Raw genomic sequence first — 21,268 nt, forward strand, 5'->3', positions numbered from 1 at the left:
ATTCTTCATAGTCCAGCAAGCTCCTTCAGGTCCGCTTCCGGCCGTGCGCCGAAATGCGAGATGATCTCCGCCGCGGCGATCGAGCCGGTCTCGAGCGCGCCGGCGAGATCCCGCCCACGGCAGCGCCCGGCCAGGAAGCCCGCAGCGAACAAATCGCCTGCGCCGGTAGTGTCGATCACGCGTTCGGCCTGCCGCGCCGACACCTCGGCGTGCGTCCCGTTTTGAATCCCAACCGCGCCTTCTGCTCCCCGCGTCACCACCAGAGTGCCGACTTTCGGAGAAAGCACATCAATGGACTCGGCGAGGTTCGCGCTACCGGTCAGGTGGGCCACCTCATGCTCATTGCCGAATAGGACATCGACCAGACCCGCTTCGATCATGCCGACCACGCCTTCGCGCCGGTCGCCGATGCACAGGCTCTCCGAAAGCGTGAAGGCGACAGTCCTGCCCGCCTTGTGAGCTATGCGGGCAGCCTCGAGCATGGCGGCTCGAGGCCGTTCAGGTCCCCACAAATAGCCTTCGAGGAAGGTTACCGACGCGGATCGAATGAGATCGGCATCAAGAGCGCGCGTCGTCAGTTCGTGACTAGCGCCCGGACAGGTATTCATCGTCCGCTGTGCATCCGGCGTGACGAGAATCAGACAGCGTCCGGTCGGCGGCCCCTGTTCCAGGCGCGGCGTCTCAAATCGGACGCCGAGCGAGCGCATGTCATGCGCGAAAATGTCGCCGAGCTGGTCATCGGCGACCTGCCCAACGAAGGCGGCGTTCAACCCAAGCGCCGCCGCGCCAGCCATGCTGTTCGCCGCCGAGCCGCCGCTGATCTCCCGCGCCGGACCCATGGCCCCGTAGAGCTCGTCTGCCTCTGCAGTAGACAACAACCGCATCGACCCCTTGGGCAGTCGATGCTGCTCCAAGAAGCTATCGTCGGCGGTCGCGATCACGTCGACTATGGCGTCGCCGATCGCCACGATATCAATTTGGGAAGAAGTCACGGCGCAGCCGCTAGCCGCCGGTTGCGCGAACGGTCAACGCCAGTTGCGCGTCAAAAGAAAGGCGGTAGGTCTCTCGCGCATGACAAGCGCAGCCCGTACCGCCATCAGCCGCGGCCTCCTCGCCCTTTCGGTTTTCTATGGCGGCATGGTCTGCATCGCCGGCGTGCTCGGCAACAAGCAGGTGGCGCTCGGCCCGCTGGCGGTCGAAGCCGGCATCTTTGCTTTCCTGCTGCTGGTCGTCACCTCGAGCTCGGTCGCCGAGCTCTACGGCCGCGCGACAGCGAACCGCCTGGTGGTCTTCGGCTTCGTGCCCCTTTTGGTTTCGCTCTTGCTCAGCATCATCGTGCTCGCGGTGCCAGCTTCGCCCAACATGGATCCGGCCCGTCTCGGTGCGTTCGAGACGATCATGGGCGGCACGCCGCGCATCTGGCTCGGCGGCATCCTCGCCTACGGCATTTCAACGCTTCTCAACGTCACCATCTTCAGCCGCCTCAAGGCCAGCGAGGGATCGAGCCTGCTGTGGCTGCGCGCAGGTATCTCAAGCGTGCTTAGCCAAGTCGTCGACACCCTCATTTTCATCAGCGTCGCCTTCTACGGCGTCTTTCCGATCAAGGAGCTTGTCCTCGGCCAGATGCTGGCGAAGGTCGTCCTGTCGGCCATCCTCGTGCCGCCCCTTGTTTACGCCTTCGTCGCCCTCGGCAGGAACCTCGACGCGCGCGATTGAATTGGCGGCTCGCTCAGATGCCTGACTGGACATAGTGTCACACGGCACTTATGTACCGATCGTTATGGAATGTATTGTTCAGCGCGCCTGCAAGGGTCGCCCGAGAGAGTTCGACCTCGATGAGGCGCTCGCGGCGGCGCTGCGGGTGTTCTGGACGAAGGGCTATGATGGCGCATCGCTGACCGACCTCACCGATGCGATGGGGATCACGCGGCCGTCCCTCTACGCCGCTTTCGGGAACAAGGAAGCCCTGTTCCGCAAGGCACTCGACTTATACGAGCGGGAGAAACTCGCTTACGTCGGCGAAGCGCTGAAGGCGCCAACGTCGCGCGAAGTCGCTGAGAGGCTCTTGCGCGGCGCGCTGCAGATGCAGACGAGCGACTGCGAGCCGCGCGGATGCATGCGCGTCATCAGCTCCGTCGCCTGTGGGCCTGAGGCCGACTCCATCCGCGCCGACTTGATGGAACGTCGCCAATCCTCGCAGCGCGCTTTGTGTGAGCGTATGCAACGGGCAAAGGATGAAGGCGACCTCCCGGCCAGCACTGACGTTGAGGGGCTATGCGCCTATCTCGGCGCGATCCTGCAGGGCATGTCCGTCCAGGCCGGCAGTGGCGCGACCAAGGCGCAGCTCGAGGCCTTGGTGGAGACCAGCCTCCTCATGTGGCCGGGAAAGTAACCCCCGAAAAAACTTTCATACCGGGCGGTAGAAAACTCTTGACCCGGGCCTGACGGCTTTCTATACCAGACAGTACAGAAGAACGGAACAACCCGTCGAGGAAAGCGCGATGCGTAACTATCGCACAACCGGGCATCCCCATTCGCCGTAAGGCGAAGCCCAAGTAACATCAGCTTCGGAATTTAGCGGACCCGTCCGCGGCAGCTGTGCCGCGGCGAGCGGATCGCTGCACCCCGGGCTCAGGACCATCTCCCCGCCGCGAAAGCGCTGCTTCGCGGAACGCTGGTCTGCGCTCGTCGAACAGGAGAGAAGAATATGGCCAGCCTCCCCATCCCCGCCACCGATTGGCAGCCCGCAAACAACAACACGCCCGCGATCGTCGGTAAGGCGACCCCGCCGCGGCTGACCGCACTCGAATGGTCCGTCGTCGCCATGGCCGAGCGCGACGGCATCTCCAGCATTCGCGAGCCGAGCCGCTTCATCTCCGCGCTTGGCAGCCTGTTCGGCCTGAAGCGTCCCAACCGCCTCGCCAATGAAAGGTTGGAGACGTTGCGCCGCGTCGCGATCCTCGCCTGGCACCATGGCTGGAACGTCGCGAAGTCCGAGCTGATCGGCTTCCTCGCCGCCGGCTACACCATGGACCAGTACGAGTTGGTCCAGAACAGCGTCGGGCAGGCCCGCGCCGCGCGCAGTCGGAAGACCGTACGATGAACATGGAGTCGAAGGTTCAATCCGACGGCAGCGTCGAGCGACGGCGCTCGATGGCCAGCAAGTTCAACGCGCTGTCGCGTAATCAGAAGCTATCGCTGATCGCGCTGGTCGTAGCACTGATTGCAGGCGTCCTCCTTCTGGAACTGCGCAGCGCGCCCGTCGCAGCTGCACCGCCGCCGCCGACGGTGACGGTCGCCGTGCCGCTCGTGCGACAAATTGCGGAGTGGGACGACTATTCTGGGCGATTCGAAGCCAGCAAGAGCGTCGAAGTCCGACCGCGCGTTTCCGGCGCGATCGTCGGCGTGCACTTTGCCGACGGCGCGTTCGTTCGGCAGGGCCAGCTACTATTCTCCATTGATCCGCGGCCGTTCGTGGCAGCGCTCAACGAGGCGCGCGCCTCCGTTGCCAGCGCGCGCAGCGACCTCGCACTCGCGCAGGCCGACTATGGCCGGGCCACCCGCCTGCTCGAAGTCGATGCGGTGTCGAAGAGCGATGTCGACCGTGTCCGTGCCCGCGTCCAGGCAGCGGAGGCAGCACTCGCAGCCGCGAATGCCCGCGTTCAGTCTCGCGCGCTCGATCTGAGTTTCACGCAGGTTCGTGCGCCACTCAGCGGCCGTGTTTCGGATCGACGCATCGACGCGGGCAACCTCGTTCAGGGCGGCGGCAGCGGTGCTGAAGGCACGTTGCTAACAACCATCAACGCCGACGATCCGATCTACTTCAACTTCGACGCCTCCGAAGCCTTGTTCCTGAAGGCTCGCCGAGCGCGCGACACCGGCGCAAAGCCAACCGGAGTCGAAATCCGCCTGCAGGACGAGACCGATTATCGCTGGCATGGCCGTCTCGATTTCACCGACAACGGGCTCGACACGCGCTCCGGCACCATCCGTCTGCGCGCGGTCATCGATAACCCGAGCCGGTTCCTGACGCCCGGCCTGTTCGGCAACATGCGCCTATCGACCGGTCAGGCTGTGCCGGCACTGCTTGTGCCCGACTCCGCGATCCAAACGGACCAGGCGCGCAAGATCGTGCTCGTGGCCGGCAAGGACGGAAGCGTTACCCCGCGGCCTGTCGTGCTTGGGCCATTCATCGACGGCCTCCGCGTCGTCCGCTCCGGACTCTCACCGAGCGACCGCGTGGTCATCAGCGGCACCCAGCTCGTGATGCCCGGCGTCAAGGTTCAGACGCGACCTGGCAAGATCGTACCCCAAGCGACCGCCGCGTCCCCCGACACTGTTCCCGTACCGCTCAGCGGCGAAGCGACGTTCGCCGGCCGCTGAGCCTCGCACCCCTTTCATGAACCGGCCCGGATTGGGCAGGGGAGACTGCACATGCGGTTGTCACGCTTTTTCATCACTCGGCCGATCTTTGCCGCCGTCATTGCGATCCTGATCACCGTGATGGGCGCGATCGCCTATTTCGCACTGCCAGTGTCGCAGTATCCCGACATCGTGCCGCCCACGGTTACGGTGAACGCCACCTATCCTGGCGCTGACGCGGAGACAGTCGCGTCGACGGTCGCCGCGCCGCTGGAGCAGGAAATCAACGGCGTCGACAACATGATCTACATGTCGTCGCAGTCGACCGGCGATGGCAACTTGACGATCACGGTGACCTTTAAGCAAGGCACCGACCTCAACGCCGCGCAGGTGCTGGTGCAGAACCGCGTTGCGATTGCCCAGCCGCGGCTTCCCCAAGAGGTTCAGCGGCTCGGCGTGGTAACGCGCAAGACGTCGCCAGACTTCCTGATGGTCGTCAACCTCATCTCGCCCGATCATTCGCTCGATCGTGGGTACATCTCCAACTACGCGCTGACCCAGGTTCGCGACCGCATCGCGCGGCTCGACGGCGTCGGTGACGCGCGGCTGTTCGGCGCCCGCGATTATGCGATGCGCATCTGGATCGACCCCAACAAGGCCGCAGCGCTCGACCTCACCGCCGGGGAGATCGTCAATGCTCTGCGCGCCCAGAATGTCCAAGTCGCTGCCGGCACGCTCGGCCAGCCGCCTTACGCGACCGGCAATGCTTTCCAGCTCAACGTTGAGACCCAGGGCCGCCTGACGGATCCCCAACAATTCGCCAACGTCATCATCCGCACGGATGCCGACGGCCGCCAGGTGCGCGTGTCGGATGTCGCGCGCGTCGAACTCGGCGCAGCCGACTATGCCGCCAACACCTACTTGTCGGGCGAGCCGACCGTGATCCTCGGCGTGTTCCAGCGCCCAGGTTCGAACGCGCTCGCAGCTGCCGCTGCGGTGAAGGCCGAGATGGCGACCATGTCGAAGAGCTTCCCGCCAGGGCTCGAGTATCGGATCATCTACAATCCGACCGAGTTCATCTCGCAGTCGATCTCCGCCGTCCGCGAGACGCTGCTCGAAGCCATCGCGCTCGTTGTCCTCGTCGTCATCGTATTCCTGCAGCGCTGGCGTGCGGCGGTCATCCCGGTCATCGCCATCCCGGTCTCTCTGATTGGTACCTTCGCGATCCTGCTCGGCGTCGGCTACTCGCTGAACAACCTGTCGCTGTTCGGGCTGGTGCTTGCGATCGGCATTGTCGTCGACGACGCCATCGTCGTGGTCGAGAATGTCGAGCGTAACCTCGCGCGCGGTCTGTCGGGCCTGGAGGCAGCGCGAAGGTCGATGGACGAGGTTGCAGCCGCACTTGTCGCCATCGTGCTCGTCCTCTGCGCCGTCTTCCTGCCGACGTTGTTCCTCAACGGCCTGGCGGGCGCGTTCTATCACCAGTTCGCGGTCACGATCTCGGCGGCGACCCTCATCTCGCTGCTAGTCTCGCTGACGCTGTCGCCAGCACTCGCTGCGATCCTCCTCAAACCGCACGAAGAGCCGAAGCCCAGAAACCGCGTTTCGGCCTTCCTCGTCGCAGCGGGCGACCGCTTCAACCAGGGCTTCGACCGCTTCAGCCAAGCCTATTCGCGCCTGACGCATCGGCTGGTGCTGATGCCGAAACGGATGATGCTCGCCTACGCGGCACTCATCGCGGCAACGATTGGCCTGTTCTACATCACGCCGACCGGCTTCATTCCGGCGCAGGACCAGGGTTATTTCCTGACCGTCATCCAGCTGCCGCCGGGCTCTTCGCTCGAGCGCACCGATGCAGTGATGCGCAAGGTCGCCTCGCGCATCCTGCCGATCCCGGGCGTCAAAGGGTCGGTGATGCTCGCCGGTTTCGATGGCGCGTCGCAGACGCAGGCCCCTAACGCCGCCGCAGCCTATGTCCCGCTGCAATCGTTCGAAGAGCGCAAGAAGCTTGGCGTCACGCTGCAGAGCATCATGGCCGAGGCGCAGAAGCGCACCGCCGACATCAATGAGGCGCGCCTGATCATCGTGCCGCCGCCGCTGATCCAGGGGATCGGCTCCGCCGGCGGATATCGCATGATTGTCGAGGACCGCACCGGTCACAGCTTCCAGGAGCTGTCGGGCCTCTCCTGGGGCGTGATCGGCAAGGCCAACCAGACGCCGGGCCTGAAGCAAGTCTACACCCTGTTCGACATCTCGACGCCGCGCGTCTTCGCTGACATCGACCGTCGCAAGGCCGACATGCTCGGTGTGCCGCCGGAGCGGGTGTTCGAGGCGCTCCAAGTCTATCTGGGCTCGGCTTTCATCAACGACTTCAACCTGCTCGGACGCACCTATCGCGTCACCGCGCAGGCCGACTCGTCCTACCGCGCGAGCGAGGCGGACATCGCCAATCTCCGCACCCGATCGAACTCCGGTGCCATGGTGCCGATCGGATCGGTGACGACCTTCCAGGACCGCACCGGGCCGTATCGCGTGTCGCGTTACAACGGCTTTCCGGCCGTTGAGATCGATGGGGACACGGCGCCAGGCTACTCATCGGGCCAGTCTCTAAGGAGCATGGAGAAGATCGCCGCGGAAGCGCTGCCGCCCGGCTTCGCCACCGAGTGGACCGGCATCGCCTACCAGCAGAAGGCGGCTGGCAGCACGTCGGGCCTGGTGTTCGGCATGGCCGTGCTGTTCGTCTTCCTCGTGCTAGCAGCACAGTTCGAAAGCCTGATCCTGCCGCTGTCGATCATCCTGATCGTCCCGATGTGTTTGCTCGCGGCAATGGCAGGCGTGCACTTCCGCGGCATGGACAACAATGTTTTAACGCAGATCGGCCTCGTCGTGCTGATCGCATTGGCTGCGAAGAATGCGATCCTGATCGTCGAGTTCGCGCGTCAGGACGAGGCGGCCGGCATGTCGACGATCGCTGCCGCGGTTCGTGCCGCCCACGACCGCCTGCGGCCGATCCTAATGACCAGCTTCGCCTTCATCCTCGGCAGCGTGCCGCTGTTGCTCGCCACCGGCGCGGGGGCGGAGCTTCGTCAGGCGCTCGGCACGGCGGTGTTCTTCGGAATGGTCGGGGTGACCGGCTTCGGCCTCATTTTCACGCCCACTTTCTACGTCGTCTGCCGCGGCATCGGCGACCGCATCGCTAACCGCCGCCGCGGTGCTGGTCATCAGCCGGCGCTCGTGCCCGCGGAATGAGGAAGATCGTCATGCTTCGAAAGCTCGCAACCGCCAGCTCAGCGCTAGCCCTCGCCGCCTGCGCCGCTGGACCGAACTACCAGGCCAAACCGATCTCGGCCGCAGAGGCGGCACCGTTCGTCATGGCGCAAGGATCGACCATCGTTTCCGACGCGCAACCGGCGGGTGATTGGTGGCGACTCTATAACGATCCCGTCCTCGACGGACTCGTGAAGGACGCGTTGGCCGCGAACACCGACATTCGTGTCGCCGTCGCGCATTTACAGCGCGCTCGCGCTTTCTTGCGCGAAGAACGCGGTGCGCGCGAGCCACAAGTCGGCCTTAGCGGCGGTGCGCAGTACGGCCGTCTGCCTGGCCCCACTGCTGGTCAGAAGCGAACGCACTTCCAAGTCGATGTCGGGCTCGATGTCGCTTACGAAGTCGATCTCTTCGGACGCATCAGCCGCCGGATCGAGGCCGCCCGAGGCGACGTCGGCGCAGCCGTCGCGGATGCCGATGCCGTTCGCGTAGCAATCGTTGCCGACACTGTTCGCGCCTATGCAGACGCCGTGTCTTCAGCCGAGCGCGTCAGCGTCGCCGAGAAGATCGTCGCGCTGCTAGACCAGTCGCTGACGCTGACGGAGCGACGTCATCAGATCGGCATGGCGAACGGCCTCGATACCGCGCGGATCGCCGCGCTGCGCGACCAGCGCCGGGCCGAAATCCCGCTGTTGGAGTCTCAGCGCCGGGCTGCGCTTTTCCGCCTCGCTACCTTGACCGGCCGAGCACCGCGTGAGCTTCCGCAAAAGGTAGCAGATCGCACTACCTTTCTACGCCTTGAGCGCGTCATCCCGGTCGGCGACGGCGCAACCCTGCTCGCGCGCCGCCCCGACGTGCGCGCGGCTGAGCAACGGCTCGCCGCTGCCACTGCGCGGATTGGTGTCGCAACCGCGGACCTCTATCCAAAGATCACGCTCGGCGGGTCGGTGGGATCCAGCGGCGCCGGCCTTGGCAATATCTTCAGCGCCAATCCGCTGACGTGGCTGATCGGTCCGCTGATCAACTGGACGGTGAACCGCAACGCTGCCCGCGCCAGGGTCGCCGGCGCCCAAGCGGACACGCAAGCCGCCCTTGCCACGTTCGATGGCACGATCCTCGAGGCGCTTGAGGAAACCGAGGCGGCGCTGTCCGCCTACCAGCAAGCGCTCAATCGCCGTGACGCGCTGCGTGCCGCCAGCGACCAGGCGCAGGCAGCCGCCCGCATCACTCGCGCCCGCCAACGCGAAGGCGACATCAGCTCGCTGGAGTTGCTCGACGCCGAGCGTACTGCCGCCGAATCGCAGGCTTCCCTTGCCGAAGCGGACGCGCGGATCGCAAGTTCGCAGGTCGACCTGTTCCGCGCTCTTGGCGGCGGCTGGAGCAGTTAGGGACGATTCGCTTATCTGACCGCTCCCATTGCGACTTACCGATCCTAAGATAGAAGGCTAGCGAGGGAGAGTTGTGTGGCGAGCCTGGAGTTGAAGGGCATCCGGAAGTCGTTCGGTGCGACTCCCGTCCTCGACAATATCAACCTCATGCTTGATGCGCGTGAGTTCATGAAGGCGCATTAGCTGATCATCATGAAGACGGACCTAGTCGATTTTGCGACATTTGCTCGCGACATCGCATCATGCGCAAGACGCGAGACTCTATCGCGATTCAACCGAGACATGGACGTCGAGAACAAGTCGGGTCACGCCTTGTTCGATCCGGTCACCGAAGCCGATCGGGCCGCCGAGCAAGCAATGCGTGCGTTCATCGGCGAGCGCTTTCATGATCACGGCATAATTGGCGAGGAATATCCCGATAAGCTCGGTACGGCCCGGCACATTTGGAGCCTGGATCCGATCGATGGAACACGTTCCTTTATTTGCGGGCTTCCCAACTGGACTACGCTGATCGCACTTCTCGAGGATGGCGATCCGGTCCTGGGCCTGGTCGATGCCCCCGTCCTGGATGAGATCTATGTAGGCAGCGGCAACGAAGCGTGGATGGTACGCAGCGGTGGCCAAGTCGCGATCCGCACCAGTCAATGTTGCGCGCTGTCGGAAGCCCGGCTTTCGACAACTGACCCATTTCTGTTCGGTGATGATGGGCATGAATCATGCGGTTTCGAGCGACTGCGCCGCGCTGCAAGGGTCACACGGTACGGACATGACGCCTATGCCTATGCGCGGCTTGCGGCAGGGACGATCGACCTCGTCGTCGAAAGCGGCCTCAAGCCGCACGACTACAATCCACTGGGGCCACTCGTGCGCGCGGCAGGCGGCCAGGTCGGCAACTGGTCCGGAGGCACCGACCTCGCGAGCGGAGCGATCGTGGCTGCGGCCAGCCGCGAACTCTACGACGCCGCGGTGGAGTTGCTCGCCGTCGAGTGACGAGCTTTCAGGCGGTCGATCACATCGAGCCAGCCGAAGCCCTTCATCTCCATCAGCACCGCGAGATGGTAGAGCAGGTCGGCGACCTCTTCGGCGCAGCCATCGGCATCCCGCGTGACTGCGGCCAGCGCCACTTCGACACCTTCTTCACCGACCTTCTGCGCGATCCGGGCCGAACCCTGAGCGAGGAGTTCACGCGTATAACTCCCGGGATCATCCGAAGAGGCCCGCTGCCGGACGATCGCGGACAGGTGCGCGAGCCAGCCCGCGACTTCAGGCGATACGTCACCGAAGCAACTTATCGTTCCGGTGTGGCAGGTGGGGCCATCCGGGTCGGCAAAAACAATCAGCGAGTCATTGTCGCAGTCGCCGTGGACGGCGTGGAGATGCAGCCGATTGCCGCTCTTTTCGCCTTTTTGCCAAAGGCGCTGCTTCGACCGGCTGAAGAAGGTCACCAAGCCGCTATCGAGCGTGGCGCGGAGCGCTTCTTCATTCATGTAGCCCAGCATCAGGACGCGCCCAGATGCGCGGTCCTGCACGACGGCCGGAAGCAGGCCGTTCATCTTGTCCCAATCGAGCGACGCTATGTCGGCAGGGGTCAGCGGCGCATTTCGATCCCGCATGTGACGAGATACTCCTTGAGATCCGGAATGGCGATCAGGCGGTCATGGAAAACCGTCGCGGCAAGCGCCCCACTGACGCCCGCTTCGATGAAAGCATCGCGAAAATGCTCCCGCGCGCCAGCGCCTCCCGAAGCGATTACCGGAACGCTGACGGCTTCAACGACCGCTCGCGTATGCGCGATGTCGTAGCCTGTCCGCACGCCGTCGCGCTTCATGCAGTTGAGCACGATTTCCCCTGCGCCCCGATCGGCCGCTTCACGTACCCAGTCGAGCGTCCGCAGGCCGGTGTCGCGGCTCTTCGACGGGCTGCCGGTATATTGATGGACGAAGTAGTCGCCATCGTGTTCGAAGCTGTCGACGCCTAGCACCACGCACTGGCTGCCGAACCCGCGCGCAAGCTCGGCGATCAGCTCCGGCCGCTCAAGCGCAGGTGAGTTGATCGAAACCTTGTCCGCGCCGCAATCGAGGCAGGCGCGAGCTTCGACGCCAGTCCGCAGCCCGCCGGCGACTGAGAACGGTATGTCAATGACCTCCGCAATCCGTGTCACCCAAGCCAGGTCGACTGTGCGGCCCTCGGCGCTCGCGCCGATGTCGTAAAAAACCAGCTCGTCGGCGCCCTCCTCACGATAACGCATCACCTGCTCGACAATGTCGCCGGCGTCACGATGGTCGCGGAACTGCACTCCCTTGACGACGCGCCCGTCCTTCACGTCCAGGCAGGGGATGATCCTATGCGCTGGCAAGCGACAACGCCTCCTCGAGCGTAAAGCGGCCTTCCCACAGCGCCTTACCGATGATGACTCCGTCGGTGCGAAGTCGATTGACGTCGGCCAGCGAGGAGACACCGCCGGACGCCTGAAGGCGGAGGCGGGGCAAGAGTTCGACGGCTTCATCAAGCAATTGGAAATTGGGACCGCTGAGCGTCCCATCGCGGCCGATGTCGGTCAGCAGCAGGTGCTTCGCCTTATGGTGGAGGGCAATCACATCCCAAAGCGCCATTCCGCTGTCTTCGGCCCAGCCCGACACAGCAACCATCGGCGTCCCGGCAGACATTCTCACATCGACCGACAAAGTCAGCCGTTCGGGACCGAACTCGTCCAGCCAACGGGTGACCATCTCAGGCTCCTTCACGGCCAGGCTACCGATCACGACCCGCTCGACCCCCGCGTCGAGCATCCGCGCGATGTCCTCGCGCGTGCGGAAACCCCCGCCCGCCTGAAGTTTAAGTCGTGTGGTCCGGGCGAGTGAGATGATCAGCTCGTGCTGCTCCGGCCTGCCGGCCCGCGCTCCGTCAAGGTCGACGATGTGCGCCCACTCTGCGCCCGCGTCGGCGAAACCGCGTAGCGCATGGGCCGGTTGCGCCGGATAGGTGGTGACGTCGTCGAACCGCCCCTGACGCAAACGCACGGCGTGTCCGCCCATCAGATCCATGGCGGGGTACACGATCATGTGAGGAAGCTTTCGAGGAATCGACTGCCCGCTTCGCCGGAGCGCTCGGGATGGAACTGGGCGCCGAGCCAGTTGGCCTGGCGCACAACCGCTGGAATATCGCGGCCATAGCTAATGCTGGCTAACGTCGCCGGGCCAACGTCACAGGCGTAGCTGTGCGCGAAATAGACATAGTCGCCAGTCCTCAAGCCGAGCTCGGGCGAACGCACATCGATCTTGCTCCACCCCATGTGCGGCACAGGTCGGTCTGGTGCGGCCTCAAGCGCTCGCACCCTGCCTTGGATCAACCCAAAACAGGTCGTGTTATCCTCCTCGCTGTGTTCGAACAGAAGCTGCATGCCTAGGCAGATGCCGAGCGCCGGCTGTCGAAGCGATGTCAGGGTTTCGCGCAATCCGAGGCAGTCGACCCGCTCCATCGCGAAGCCCGCCGCACCGACGCCAGGCAGGATGACCCGATCGGCCAAAGCGATCTTGTCGGGCTCGGCGGTTACCATCGGGACCACGCCGAGCCGCTGCAGAGCGAATTGGATCGAGCCGATATTGCCATAGGCGAGGTCGACGATGGCTAGCTTCACAGAATGCCCTTGGTGCTTGGCAGCATATCGCTGTCGGCTTCAGGCCGGATTGCCTGGCGCAACGCGCGCCCGAAGGCCTTGAAGCAGGCCTCGGTCTTGTGATGGTCGTTCCCGCCTTCGACGCGGACGTGGATCGCCGAGCGCATGCTATCCGAGAACGAGCGAAAGACGTGCTCGGTCATTTCGGTCGGATAGGCACCGATGTGGCTCGCCTCGAACTTGCCGTCGAAGCGGCTGAATGGCCGTCCCGAGAGGTCGATCAGGACTTGCGCCTCGGCTTCGTCCATTGGCAACGCAAAGCCGAACCGGCCGATCCCGCGTCGCTCGCCGAGCGCCTGGGACAGCGCGCTGCCCAGCGCGATCGCACAATCTTCGATACTGTGGTGCGCGTCGATCTCGAGGTCGCCGTCACAGCTCAACACCAGACTGAAATCGCCGTGCGCCGCAACCTGGTCCAGCATGTGGTCGTAAAACGGGATGCCGGTCATCACGCGCCGCGGCAAAGAGCGGTCCAGATTCACCGCGACAGCGATCTTTGTCTCCTTGGTGTCGCGTGCGAGCTCGGCGCGCCGGACCGGTCGGGACTGGTTGCGAACGCCGAACGCGGAAAGGGCGACGTCATTCTCGGCTTCGGTGCCGATGGTCAGGCGCACCGCGCCGGGCGCGGCATTTGGTCGGAAGCGCACCCGGATGCCGAGCGCGCGCAGCTTCGACGCGAGCGCTTCCGCATCCTCGACCTGCAGGAATAGGAAATTGCCGCCTCCATTGCGCACTGATTTCACGATCGGCGACGCGACGAGGAGGCCTGCAAGCCGGTCGCGCTCCGCCTTGATTCTCGCGATCCGGTCCTGGTGGATGGCTTGGCGCGCGGGGGCCAAGGTGGCCATGGCCGCTTCGACCGACGGGCTCGGCAACGGATAGGGCGGAAGCGCGCGTGCTGCGATCGCGACAAGTTCGGGATTGGCGATCGCGCATCCGATCCGCGCGCCAGCGAGGCCGAAGGCTTTCGACAGCGTCTTGAGCACGACCAGGTTAGCTCGCTTTGCCGCCTCGACGGCGAGGCTCGGCGTATCGGAGAAATCGAGATAGGCCTCGTCGAGGACGATAATGGTTTGCGGCAACGCGGCCGCAACCTGCAGGACGAGCGCGGGATCGACCTCGTTGCCGGTCGGGTTGTTGGGCGAGCAGATGAAGGCTAGCTTCACATCCGCTTGGTGCGTTAGTGCGGCAACGAATCCGTCCGCGCTGAAATCGAAGTTTTTGGCGAGCGGCACCTCGATGACGCGAGCGCCCTGCAGGCGAGCGAAATGCTCGTAGGCGGTGAACGTCGGTGCTGTGATTGCAATCGCGTCGATGCCTGGCCTGCAGAAGGCTCGCACCAGCATGTCGATGGCGTCGTCGGCGCCGCGCGTAACTACCAGCGCATCGGGCTCGACGCCGTACAGCGCGGCCATCGACGCTCGCAGCCGGTGAGGCTGTGGCTCGGGATAACGGTTGATCGCGGCCGCAAGCGGGCCGCTCGAGAGCGGCGGATAAGGATTCTCATTGGCATCGAGTTTGATCGCGTCGGCGCCGAACGCGGCATTAGCCTCGGCGGCGATATCGAACGGCTTCAGATCGAGAATTTCTGGGCGCGCAAGGCGCGCGGCGAGCGACGTCACGACACCTTCTCCAGCCGCGCGTCGGCGGCCCGCGCGTGTGCCTCGAGCCCTTCCATGCGCGCCAGTAGCGCGGCTGGGCCCGCAATTCGCCTTGCAGCTTCGACAGTGACTGTCTGGACGCTCATCGCCTTCAGGAACGTGTAAGTGGAAACGCCACTCCACGCGCGCGCGGCACCGTCGGTAGGCAGAACGTGGCTCGATCCGGCGAGATAGTCGCCGAAAGTTTCGGCGGCGAGCGGTCCGGCAAACACGGCTCCGGCATTGCGAACGAGCGGCACCAACGCCTCGGCCGAAGCGACAGAGAGCGCCAAATGCTCGGGCGCATAGGCATTGGCGATGTCGACGGCCTGCTCGAGATCCCTGACCAGGATAGACCGGCCCGACCCGAGCGACGCTTGTGCCACTGCACCCCGCGGTAGGTCCGCAAGCTGCTTCTCAATCGCCGGTTCGACTGCCTTCAGGACGCGGCGCGAAGGACTGACGAGGATGACCTGCGCCGCCGCGTCATGCTCCGCCTGGCCAAGAAGGTCCGCTGCGACGGTCGCCACGTCGGCGGTGTCATCGGCGATGACCATTAGCTCACTCGGTCCCGCCTGCATGTCGATCGCCGAACCTGCCGGCAGGCCCGAAACCATTCGCTTCGCTTCCGCCACCCAGGCGTTCCCGGGGCCGCAGATCTTGTCGACCTTGGCAATTGGCCCAGCGCCGAAAGCCAGCGCCGCAATCGCCTGCGCTCCGCCAACCGTCCACACCGCTTCAACGCCGGACAGTTCGGCTGCCAGTGCGATCAGCGGATCGAGACCGCCTTTCGGCCGGGGCGGGGTCACGGCGACGATCTCGCGCACGCCCGCGACCCTCGCGGGGATCGCCAGCATCAGCATTGTCGAGAACAGCGGCGTCCTCCCGCCGGGAACGTAGAGACCAACCCGGTCGATCGGCCGCCACAGCTTACGAACCGTAACGCCAGGCCCCGTCTCGACGGTCACCTCGGATGGCATGCAGGCCAGGTGGAAACGACGGATATGGTCCGCTGCCAGCTCGAGCGCCTCGACCTGATCACGAGGAAGCTCGCTCCGCGCATCCGCAGCAACTGGCGCCACGGGAATTATCCTCGGCTCTTCGCCGTCGAGCCTGCGCGCGATGTCGCACAGCCCGCGCCAATCGCCGTCACGGACAGCATCGACGATTGCGCGGACGCCATCCTGGAGCTCCATGTTGGCGCGTTGCTCGGGGCGAGCGAGCGCCGCCTCACGGCCGCGCTCGTCGAGCTGGCTCCAATCGATCTGCTTCACAGCATCATCTTTTCGATGGGGACAACGAGGATCGCCGAGGCGCCGGCGAGCTTAAGCTTCTGCAACGTCTCCCAGAAAACAGATTCCTGACATACAGCATGGACCGCGAAATGCCCGGGGCGGCCATGCAGCGGAACGATGGTTGGCGCTTCGGCCCCCGGAAGCAGGTCGGTGATCCGCTTCAAGGACTCGCTCGAGGCGTTGAGCATGATGTACTTCGATTCCTTGGTTGCGAGCACGCCGTCGATCCGGCTCATCAGGCCCGCTGCTATATCGGCCCTCACATCATCCATCGGCCGACGCGTGCGGATCAGAACGGCCTGGCTTTCAAGGACCGTGTCCAAGGCGCGCAGCCCGTTCGCCTCCAGCGTCGCTCCGGTCGACACGAGATCGCAGAGGAAGCTTGCGATCTGCAGTCGCGGGGCCAGCTCGACCGCCCCATTCATCGTGACGATGGTGGCATCAATACCGTTCCGCTCAAGGAAGCGAGCAAGGATGCGGGGATAGGATGTCGCAATCCGCTGACCCTCAAGCGATTGTGGGCCGTCATACGGCGTCGCTTCGGGCGCGGCGATCTTCAGGCTGCAGCGGCCGAACCCGAGCTCGGCGAGTAAGTCATATCCGAGGTCGGCTTGCCCGAGCGCGAATTCCTCGAGCACATTCTGCCCCACGATTCCGAATTCGCACGCCCCGTCGCTGACGAACGTGGGTATGTCGTCGTCGCGGACGAACATTAGCTCGGCCGGATAGTTTTCGACTCTCGCAGTCAGGCTGTTCTTGCCGGACTGGATTCTGAAACCTGCATCGCGGAGCAACTCGCGGCTGGCGTCAGACAGCCGGCCCGATTTTTGTAGCGCGATGTGAAGGCGCGTGCGGTCAGTCAGCAACGCGGCCTCCAAGGCGATCGATGGCGTGGCGGTAACCGTGGTGAGGCTCCTGACGCAGGAATCGCGAGACGCGAACAATCGTGGTGGTGCTGACACCGGTGCGCTCGTGGATCTCCCGATATGATAGGTCGCTCCCATCGAGCACCCGCGCGACATGCCAGCGCTCCGCCATGGTTCGGATTTCGGCGGGCGTGCACAGGTCGACCAGCAACCGCCGTATCTCGTCACGGCTCTTCGCGGTGAGCAGCGCATCACATAAATCGTTGGTCAGGACGTCGAGGTTCCGTGTCGCCGTCAAGGGGTTCGGTTCTGCTCGCATAAGCTCGTCTTTGTTACAACGTGTTAAATCGATGTAACTGACTAGTCATGTCTTATCGCGAGTCAATCCGCTTTATGCGTGCTGGGCCATCAGCAGGCGATCTATCACGGGCGTCTGGAGTGTTTCCGACGTTGGCCAAGCTGCCTGACTGCGCCAATGGGTCAAAATTTGGGCGGCCGGAGTGGGTCAGGGTTCATCACCGCCTTAGGCTGCGGACAACACCTATTTGACCGGCAGGAGAAGTCGTCTTTGACGCCTTGATGGCATCTCGCTCGCCACTTGAGGATAAATCTCCAGGTAGAGCGCTCGGTGCTCTAGTGCTTGCGGTCGGCCCTGCCATGGCGGGCTTCGCATTAGGCAGCGCCTGGCTTTTTCTCCGTCCGGGCGACATCAGCCCTCTCGTCATCGCGATGATCGCCCCGATTGCCTTGACGCCTCTGTTCTTCCGCGCCCGCGATTAGACCAACGCCATTGTAGAGCTGCTTGGGTCGAAGGCTGCCGCGCAAGTTCGCATGGAAAGCTGCGCTGTTTTTCGTGGATCTGGACGGATCCCGCGGCGGATAGCAAAGTGCGTTCGTGAGCAAAGTCGTCATGGTTGGTGGTGGCATCTGCGGGCTTGGTGCCGCACTTCTTTTAGCGCGGGATGGCCACGACGTAACAGTCGTTGAGAAGGACGAAGACCTCGTTCCTGGCTCGATAGATGATTGCTGGGACTCATGGAGCCGCAAGGGCGTTGCCCAGTTCAGACAGCCGCACAACTTCATGCCAGGCATGCGGCTGATGCTCGAGAATGAGCTTCCCGAAGTGCAGAACGCGATGGTCGACGCCGGCGCCGCCCGCTTCGACATGGTTTATCCCCTGCCGACTTGGCTTCGTCATTCTGCGCCCCAGTCGATTGACGACAAGTTGTGGAGTCATGCGATCCGCCGCCCGACGGCCGAATGGGTCTTCCTGCAATGCGTGCTGCAAGAAACAAGCATCCGTTGGAGGCAGGGAGTGAGTGTGACTGGCCTGACTACCGGAACCTCGGCCCAGGTCGGCATTCCCCATGTGAATGGAGTACGCACGTCTGACGGGGATGAGATCGAAGCAGACCTCGTAATCGACTGTTTCGGTCGAGGCAGTCGCGGACCAAGCTGGCTAACGGATATCGGTGCCCGCATTCCGCGGGAATCTGCGGTTGCTGGCCACTTCACCTACGTTACGCGCTTCTTGAGGGACCGGACCCCGAACGGAGTGCTCCTGTCTTGTCCGAGCTCGGCTCGCTGGGCATCTTATGTCTGCCTGGAGAACGACAAACCTGGTCCACCACGCTATTCGTTTCCTCGAACGACCCCTTACACGTCTCCTTCGCCGCGAAAGTGCTTACATGCGGGTCGTCCGAGCGCATCCGCTGCCTGCCCATTGGGTCGACGGAAAGCCCATCTCGGATGTGTCGGTAATGGGTGGCGTGGTGGACCGTTATCGGCGTCTTGCGACTGAAGACGGGCCAGTCGTGACCGGTTTCGTTGCGATCGCGGACGCATGGGCTTGCACCAATCCTTCGGCGGGCCGTGGCATGACCGTCGGGATGCTCCACGCGCAGCGCTTGCGGGACGTCCTGCGATGCTTTCCGGACGATCCCTGGAACTTGGCCAGGGAGTTCGACGAGATCACGGAACGGGACCTTCGCCCTTGGTACGATGCGCAAGTTGCGTCGGATGGTCTACGGTTCGCCGCAATGGAGGCTGCTCGCACTGGGCATCGGCCGACTACCCCGTCCGATCCGCTCACACGTGACATAGCCTTGCTCCGGAAGGGCATGCTCGCCAGCGGAGATCTCTTTCGCCTGGGCCTAGAATATCTCGCCACGCTTGCAACCGCCCAGGAAATCATGAACCGTCCAGGCGTGCGAGCCCGTCTGCAGGAAGCTGTTGCGCAACTAGCAAAAGATCCTCCGCCCGCCATGCCTGCTCCCAGTCGCGAGCAGCTGCTGGAGCTCGCGTCTTAAGCAGGCGCAAGGCGAGCCGCGACGCGCCAACAACGGCGCAATGGGTGGAATGCGGACGTTAACGATCCGATGAAAGGCTCCGATAGTCGCCCCACAAAGCAGCCCACGGAAGATCAGTGAAACAGGCCAAGTCTTGTCGAACAAGGTTTTCTTGTAGCTGGCTGGGGCGGCAGGATTCGAACCTGCGAATGCCGGTACCAAAAACCGGTGCCTTACCACTTGGCGACGCCCCAGCAGGCTTGCCGCAAATTGCGGGGAAGCCGCGCATATAGCCGCAGATTGCCACAAGGGAAGTCGTTCGCCCACTTGTCGATTGGCTATTTGTCCCAGGCCCGCCGCCGTTTAGCGTGCAGCGCGACCGGCGCTTCACTGCCGGCGGGGGATGGACGATGAAGACTGCCGCGCTGCTTGCCATTACGACTGCCCTCACCGCGAGCGCATCCATCGCGCAAACGCCGGCCGCGACGCCGGTCTATCCGCCATTCGGACTCGATCTGACGGCACCCGATCGCACGACTCGCCCGGGCAATGATTTCTTCCAATTCGCCAATGGCAGCTACCTCAACCGGATCCAGATCCCCGCCGATCGCCCGATCGCCTCGCGCCGGTTCGACATGACGGACCGCACCGACCAGCAGTTGAAGACGCTTCTCGAAGAAGCTTCGAAGGGGGTCGCTGAACAACCGGCCAACGTGCGCGGCAAGGTCGGCCCTTTCTATGCCTCTTTCATGGACCAGCCGACGATCGAGCGTATCGGTGCAACAGCCATCGCACCGGAGCTAAACGCGATCCGTGGCGCGCGCGACCTCCCTGCCCTCGCCACCTTGATGGGCCAGAGCGTTGCCGGCTTCTACCCGTCGCCCTTCGGCATGGGCGTCGACATCGATCTGAAGAAACCGGAAATTTACGCCATCTATCTGGGACAGGGCGGGCTCGGCCTCCCTGACCGCGATTACTATCTTAAGCCGGACTTTGCTGCTCAACGCGAAGCCTATCGCGCTTATGCCGAGCGGCTACTGACCGAGCTCCAATGGCCGGACCCGGCCGTCGCTTCGCGCAATATCGTCGCCCTGGAAACCGCGATCGCGGACGCGAGCTGGACCAAGGTGCAGCAGCGCGACATCACGGTTCAGTACAATCCGGTGACCAAGGCGCAGCTTCAGGCGCTGGCGCCGCAATTCCCGTGGACGAACTTCCTGAATGGCGCGACGGTTGGCGGCAGCGACCGCTTCATCGCCACGACGAATACGGCGTTTCCGAAGATTACAGCTGCAATCGCCGCCGCGCCGCTGGACACCGTCAAGGCCTGGATGGCGTTCCGCACTGCGGATGCCGCCGCGCCCTATTTGTCCACCGCTTTCGATCAGGCGCATTCCGACTTCCGCGAAAAATCGCTCCTGGGCCAGACCGGGCAGCCGCCGCGTCGGAAGCGCGGCAAGCTCGCCGTGGCCGGCGGAGACTGCGGCGCGGACCCGGCCAGCTGCTTCGGCACGCTGAACTGGGCTACCGGGCAGCTCTACTCGGAACGCTATTTCCCCGCCTCGACCAAGGCCGCGATCGAAGGCCTTGTCACCAACCTCAAGGCCGCCTTCCGCAATCGCCTCGAGGCACTGGACTGGATGAGCCCCGAGACCAAAACGGAAGCGCTGCAGAAACTCGACACTTACACGATCAAGGTCGGCTATCCCGACAAATGGCGCGACTATTCGAACGTCGTCATCCGCCGCGACGACCTCGTGGGCAACGTGCGCCGGGCAGCAGCCGCCGATTGGGCTTTCTACGTAAACCGCAGCGGCGGGCCGGTCGACAAGACCGACTGGTTGATGACCCCGCAAACCAACGACGCCTACAACGGTAGCCTGCGCGACATCGTCTTCCCGGCCGGCATCCTGCAAGCGCCGATGTTCGACCCCAATGCGGATCCGGCCATCAACTATGGCGCTGTCGGCGGCGTCATCGGCCACGAGTTGACGCACGGCTTCGACGACCAAGGCCGGTCGATCGACGCGGCTGGCGCACTCCGCGACTGGTGGACGCCGAAGGACGCGGACGAGTTCAAGCGTCGCGCGGCCATCCTTGGCGCCCAATATGCGAAGTTCGAACCCGTGCCCGGCGTCCACATCAACCCCGGCCTGACGATGGGGGAGAATATCGCCGACCTTGGCGGCCTGACGATGGCGCTCGATGCCTATCACGCTTCGCTCAAGGGCAAGCCGGCGCCCGTCCTCGGCGGGCTGACCGGCGATCAGCGCGTCTTCTTCGGCTGGGCGCAGGCCTGGGCTGGGAAAGCGACACCGCAGGAGATCAAGCGCCTGACCACCAGCGACCCGCACAGCTTCCGCAAGTATCGGGTCAACGGGGTCGTGCCTAACATCGACGCCTGGTACGACGCATTTGGCGTCGAGCCGGGCGACGCGCTCTATATCGAGCCAGCAAAGCGCGCCCGAATCTGGTAAGGGCGCGCC

General features: G+C 64.1%; 20 protein-coding genes, 1 tRNA gene and 1 pseudogene. 11 read left to right on the forward strand and 11 right to left on the reverse strand.

The window, feature by feature from the left end; all coding sequences use genetic code 11:
- Positions 1-5 precede the first annotated feature (5 nt).
- Positions 6-992, reverse strand: a complete 987-nt coding sequence (locus ABD704_RS03480; protein ID WP_344698298.1) for an adenosine kinase — start codon at positions 990-992, stop codon at positions 6-8.
- Between the two features lie 79 nt (positions 993-1,071).
- Here ABD704_RS03480 and ABD704_RS03485 point away from each other — a divergent pair, with 79 nt between their 5' ends.
- From ABD704_RS03485 to ABD704_RS03515, 7 genes are all read left to right on the forward strand, one after another.
- On the forward strand, positions 1,072-1,716 hold the full coding sequence (locus ABD704_RS03485) for a queuosine precursor transporter (RefSeq protein ID WP_344698299.1): 645 nt from the start codon (positions 1,072-1,074) through the stop codon (positions 1,714-1,716).
- 64 nt (positions 1,717-1,780) lie between these two features.
- Positions 1,781-2,392 carry a TetR/AcrR family transcriptional regulator gene (locus tag ABD704_RS03490; protein WP_344700474.1) on the forward strand — a complete coding sequence of 204 codons (612 nt, stop codon included), beginning with the start codon at positions 1,781-1,783 and terminating at the stop codon, positions 2,390-2,392.
- 315 nt (positions 2,393-2,707) lie between these two features.
- Positions 2,708-3,103 carry a hypothetical protein gene (locus tag ABD704_RS03495; RefSeq protein WP_344698300.1) on the forward strand — a complete coding sequence of 132 codons (396 nt, stop codon included), beginning with the start codon at positions 2,708-2,710 and terminating at the stop codon, positions 3,101-3,103.
- Complete coding sequence (locus ABD704_RS03500; protein WP_344698301.1) at positions 3,100-4,383, forward strand: efflux RND transporter periplasmic adaptor subunit; 1,284 nt, start codon at positions 3,100-3,102, stop codon at positions 4,381-4,383. The genes ABD704_RS03495 and ABD704_RS03500 overlap by 4 nt, the downstream gene beginning before the upstream one ends.
- Positions 4,384-4,434: 51 nt before the next feature.
- Complete coding sequence (locus tag ABD704_RS03505) at positions 4,435-7,611, forward strand: efflux RND transporter permease subunit (RefSeq protein ID WP_344698302.1); 3,177 nt, start codon at positions 4,435-4,437, stop codon at positions 7,609-7,611.
- Between the two features lie 11 nt (positions 7,612-7,622).
- The gene (locus tag ABD704_RS03510; protein WP_344698303.1) at positions 7,623-9,017 is read left to right on the forward strand and encodes an efflux transporter outer membrane subunit; all 1,395 of its coding nucleotides are present in this window, start codon (positions 7,623-7,625) and stop codon (positions 9,015-9,017) included.
- 192 nt (positions 9,018-9,209) lie between these two features.
- A complete protein-coding gene (locus ABD704_RS03515; RefSeq protein WP_344698304.1) occupies positions 9,210-10,007 on the forward strand; it encodes an inositol monophosphatase family protein in 798 nt (265 codons plus the stop codon).
- Here the strand turns inward: ABD704_RS03515 and hisIE are convergent.
- The 8 genes from hisIE to ABD704_RS03555 are packed head-to-tail and all read right to left on the reverse strand — an operon-like array spanning position 9,971 to position 16,792.
- On the reverse strand, positions 9,971-10,630 hold the full coding sequence (gene hisIE / locus ABD704_RS03520; RefSeq protein WP_344698305.1) for a bifunctional phosphoribosyl-AMP cyclohydrolase/phosphoribosyl-ATP diphosphatase HisIE: 660 nt from the start codon (positions 10,628-10,630) through the stop codon (positions 9,971-9,973). The two genes, ABD704_RS03515 and hisIE, sit on opposite strands and share 37 nt — an antisense overlap.
- On the reverse strand, positions 10,606-11,373 hold the full coding sequence (gene hisF / locus ABD704_RS03525) for an imidazole glycerol phosphate synthase subunit HisF (RefSeq protein WP_344698306.1): 768 nt from the start codon (positions 11,371-11,373) through the stop codon (positions 10,606-10,608). The genes hisIE and hisF overlap by 25 nt, the downstream gene beginning before the upstream one ends.
- Positions 11,360-12,079: a 1-(5-phosphoribosyl)-5-[(5-phosphoribosylamino)methylideneamino]imidazole-4-carboxamide isomerase gene (locus ABD704_RS03530; RefSeq protein ID WP_344698307.1), complete on the reverse strand. Its 720-nt coding sequence runs from the start codon at positions 12,077-12,079 to the stop codon at positions 11,360-11,362. Before ABD704_RS03530 ends, hisF begins: the two co-directional genes overlap by 14 nt.
- Entirely contained in the window at positions 12,076-12,654 is a 579-nt protein-coding gene (hisH, locus tag ABD704_RS03535; protein WP_344698308.1) for an imidazole glycerol phosphate synthase subunit HisH, read from the reverse strand. The genes ABD704_RS03530 and hisH overlap by 4 nt, the downstream gene beginning before the upstream one ends.
- Positions 12,651-14,315, reverse strand: a complete 1,665-nt coding sequence (gene hisC / locus ABD704_RS03540; RefSeq protein ID WP_344698309.1) for a histidinol-phosphate transaminase — start codon at positions 14,313-14,315, stop codon at positions 12,651-12,653. Before hisC ends, hisH begins: the two co-directional genes overlap by 4 nt.
- The gene (gene hisD, locus ABD704_RS03545) at positions 14,312-15,607 is read right to left on the reverse strand and encodes a histidinol dehydrogenase (RefSeq protein ID WP_344698310.1); all 1,296 of its coding nucleotides are present in this window, start codon (positions 15,605-15,607) and stop codon (positions 14,312-14,314) included. Before hisD ends, hisC begins: the two co-directional genes overlap by 4 nt.
- Positions 15,604-16,494: an ATP phosphoribosyltransferase gene (gene hisG / locus ABD704_RS03550; protein WP_344698312.1), complete on the reverse strand. Its 891-nt coding sequence runs from the start codon at positions 16,492-16,494 to the stop codon at positions 15,604-15,606. The genes hisD and hisG overlap by 4 nt, the downstream gene beginning before the upstream one ends.
- Complete coding sequence (locus ABD704_RS03555; RefSeq protein WP_344698313.1) at positions 16,484-16,792, reverse strand: YerC/YecD family TrpR-related protein; 309 nt, start codon at positions 16,790-16,792, stop codon at positions 16,484-16,486. Before ABD704_RS03555 ends, hisG begins: the two co-directional genes overlap by 11 nt.
- 359 nt (positions 16,793-17,151) lie before the next feature.
- Between ABD704_RS03555 and ABD704_RS03560 the strand changes: the two genes are divergently transcribed.
- A complete protein-coding gene (locus ABD704_RS03560; protein ID WP_344698314.1) occupies positions 17,152-17,274 on the forward strand; it encodes a hypothetical protein in 123 nt (40 codons plus the stop codon).
- Between the two features lie 130 nt (positions 17,275-17,404).
- Positions 17,405-17,506 (forward strand): annotated as a pseudogene (locus ABD704_RS14660) (FAD-dependent oxidoreductase); the annotation flags it as partial.
- Between the two features lie 21 nt (positions 17,507-17,527).
- Here ABD704_RS14660 and ABD704_RS03565 read toward each other — a convergent pair.
- The gene (locus ABD704_RS03565; protein ID WP_344698315.1) at positions 17,528-17,692 is read right to left on the reverse strand and encodes a hypothetical protein; all 165 of its coding nucleotides are present in this window, start codon (positions 17,690-17,692) and stop codon (positions 17,528-17,530) included.
- Positions 17,693-18,182: 490 nt separating this feature from the next.
- Between ABD704_RS03565 and ABD704_RS03570 the strand changes: the two genes are divergently transcribed.
- Entirely contained in the window at positions 18,183-18,803 is a 621-nt protein-coding gene (locus tag ABD704_RS03570; protein ID WP_344698316.1) for a hypothetical protein, read from the forward strand.
- A 158-nt stretch (positions 18,804-18,961) separates the two neighbouring features.
- Here ABD704_RS03570 and ABD704_RS03575 read toward each other — a convergent pair.
- Positions 18,962-19,036: transfer RNA gene (locus ABD704_RS03575), tRNA-Gln, on the reverse strand.
- Between the two features lie 156 nt (positions 19,037-19,192).
- Between ABD704_RS03575 and ABD704_RS03580 the strand changes: the two genes are divergently transcribed.
- On the forward strand, positions 19,193-21,259 hold the full coding sequence (locus ABD704_RS03580) for a M13 family metallopeptidase (RefSeq protein ID WP_344698317.1): 2,067 nt from the start codon (positions 19,193-19,195) through the stop codon (positions 21,257-21,259).
- Positions 21,260-21,268 lie beyond the last annotated feature (9 nt).

It is taken from the genome of Sphingomonas limnosediminicola (genome assembly GCF_039537965.1).
Classification (GTDB): Bacteria; Pseudomonadota; Alphaproteobacteria; order Sphingomonadales; family Sphingomonadaceae; genus Sphingomicrobium; species Sphingomicrobium limnosediminicola.

Coding starts and splice junctions, on each gene's coding strand:
- ABD704_RS03485 (WP_344698299.1), top strand. CDS start 1,072: ATGACAAGCGCAGCCCGTACCGCCATCAGCCGCGGCCTCCTCGCCCTT.
- ABD704_RS03490 (WP_344700474.1), top strand. CDS start 1,781: ATGGAATGTATTGTTCAGCGCGCCTGCAAGGGTCGCCCGAGAGAGTTC.
- ABD704_RS03495 (WP_344698300.1), top strand. CDS start 2,708: ATGGCCAGCCTCCCCATCCCCGCCACCGATTGGCAGCCCGCAAACAAC.
- ABD704_RS03500 (WP_344698301.1), top strand. CDS start 3,100: ATGAACATGGAGTCGAAGGTTCAATCCGACGGCAGCGTCGAGCGACGG.
- ABD704_RS03505 (WP_344698302.1), top strand. CDS start 4,435: ATGCGGTTGTCACGCTTTTTCATCACTCGGCCGATCTTTGCCGCCGTC.
- ABD704_RS03510 (WP_344698303.1), top strand. CDS start 7,623: ATGCTTCGAAAGCTCGCAACCGCCAGCTCAGCGCTAGCCCTCGCCGCC.
- ABD704_RS03515 (WP_344698304.1), top strand. CDS start 9,210: ATGAAGACGGACCTAGTCGATTTTGCGACATTTGCTCGCGACATCGCA.
- hisIE (WP_344698305.1), bottom strand. CDS start 10,630: ATGCGGGATCGAAATGCGCCGCTGACCCCTGCCGACATAGCGTCGCTC.
- ABD704_RS03530 (WP_344698307.1), bottom strand. CDS start 12,079: ATGATCGTGTACCCCGCCATGGATCTGATGGGCGGACACGCCGTGCGT.
- ABD704_RS03560 (WP_344698314.1), top strand. CDS start 17,152: ATGGCGGGCTTCGCATTAGGCAGCGCCTGGCTTTTTCTCCGTCCGGGC.
- ABD704_RS03565 (WP_344698315.1), bottom strand. CDS start 17,692: ATGACGAAGCCAAGTCGGCAGGGGATAAACCATGTCGAAGCGGGCGGC.
- ABD704_RS03570 (WP_344698316.1), top strand. CDS start 18,183: ATGCGGGTCGTCCGAGCGCATCCGCTGCCTGCCCATTGGGTCGACGGA.
- ABD704_RS03580 (WP_344698317.1), top strand. CDS start 19,193: ATGAAGACTGCCGCGCTGCTTGCCATTACGACTGCCCTCACCGCGAGC.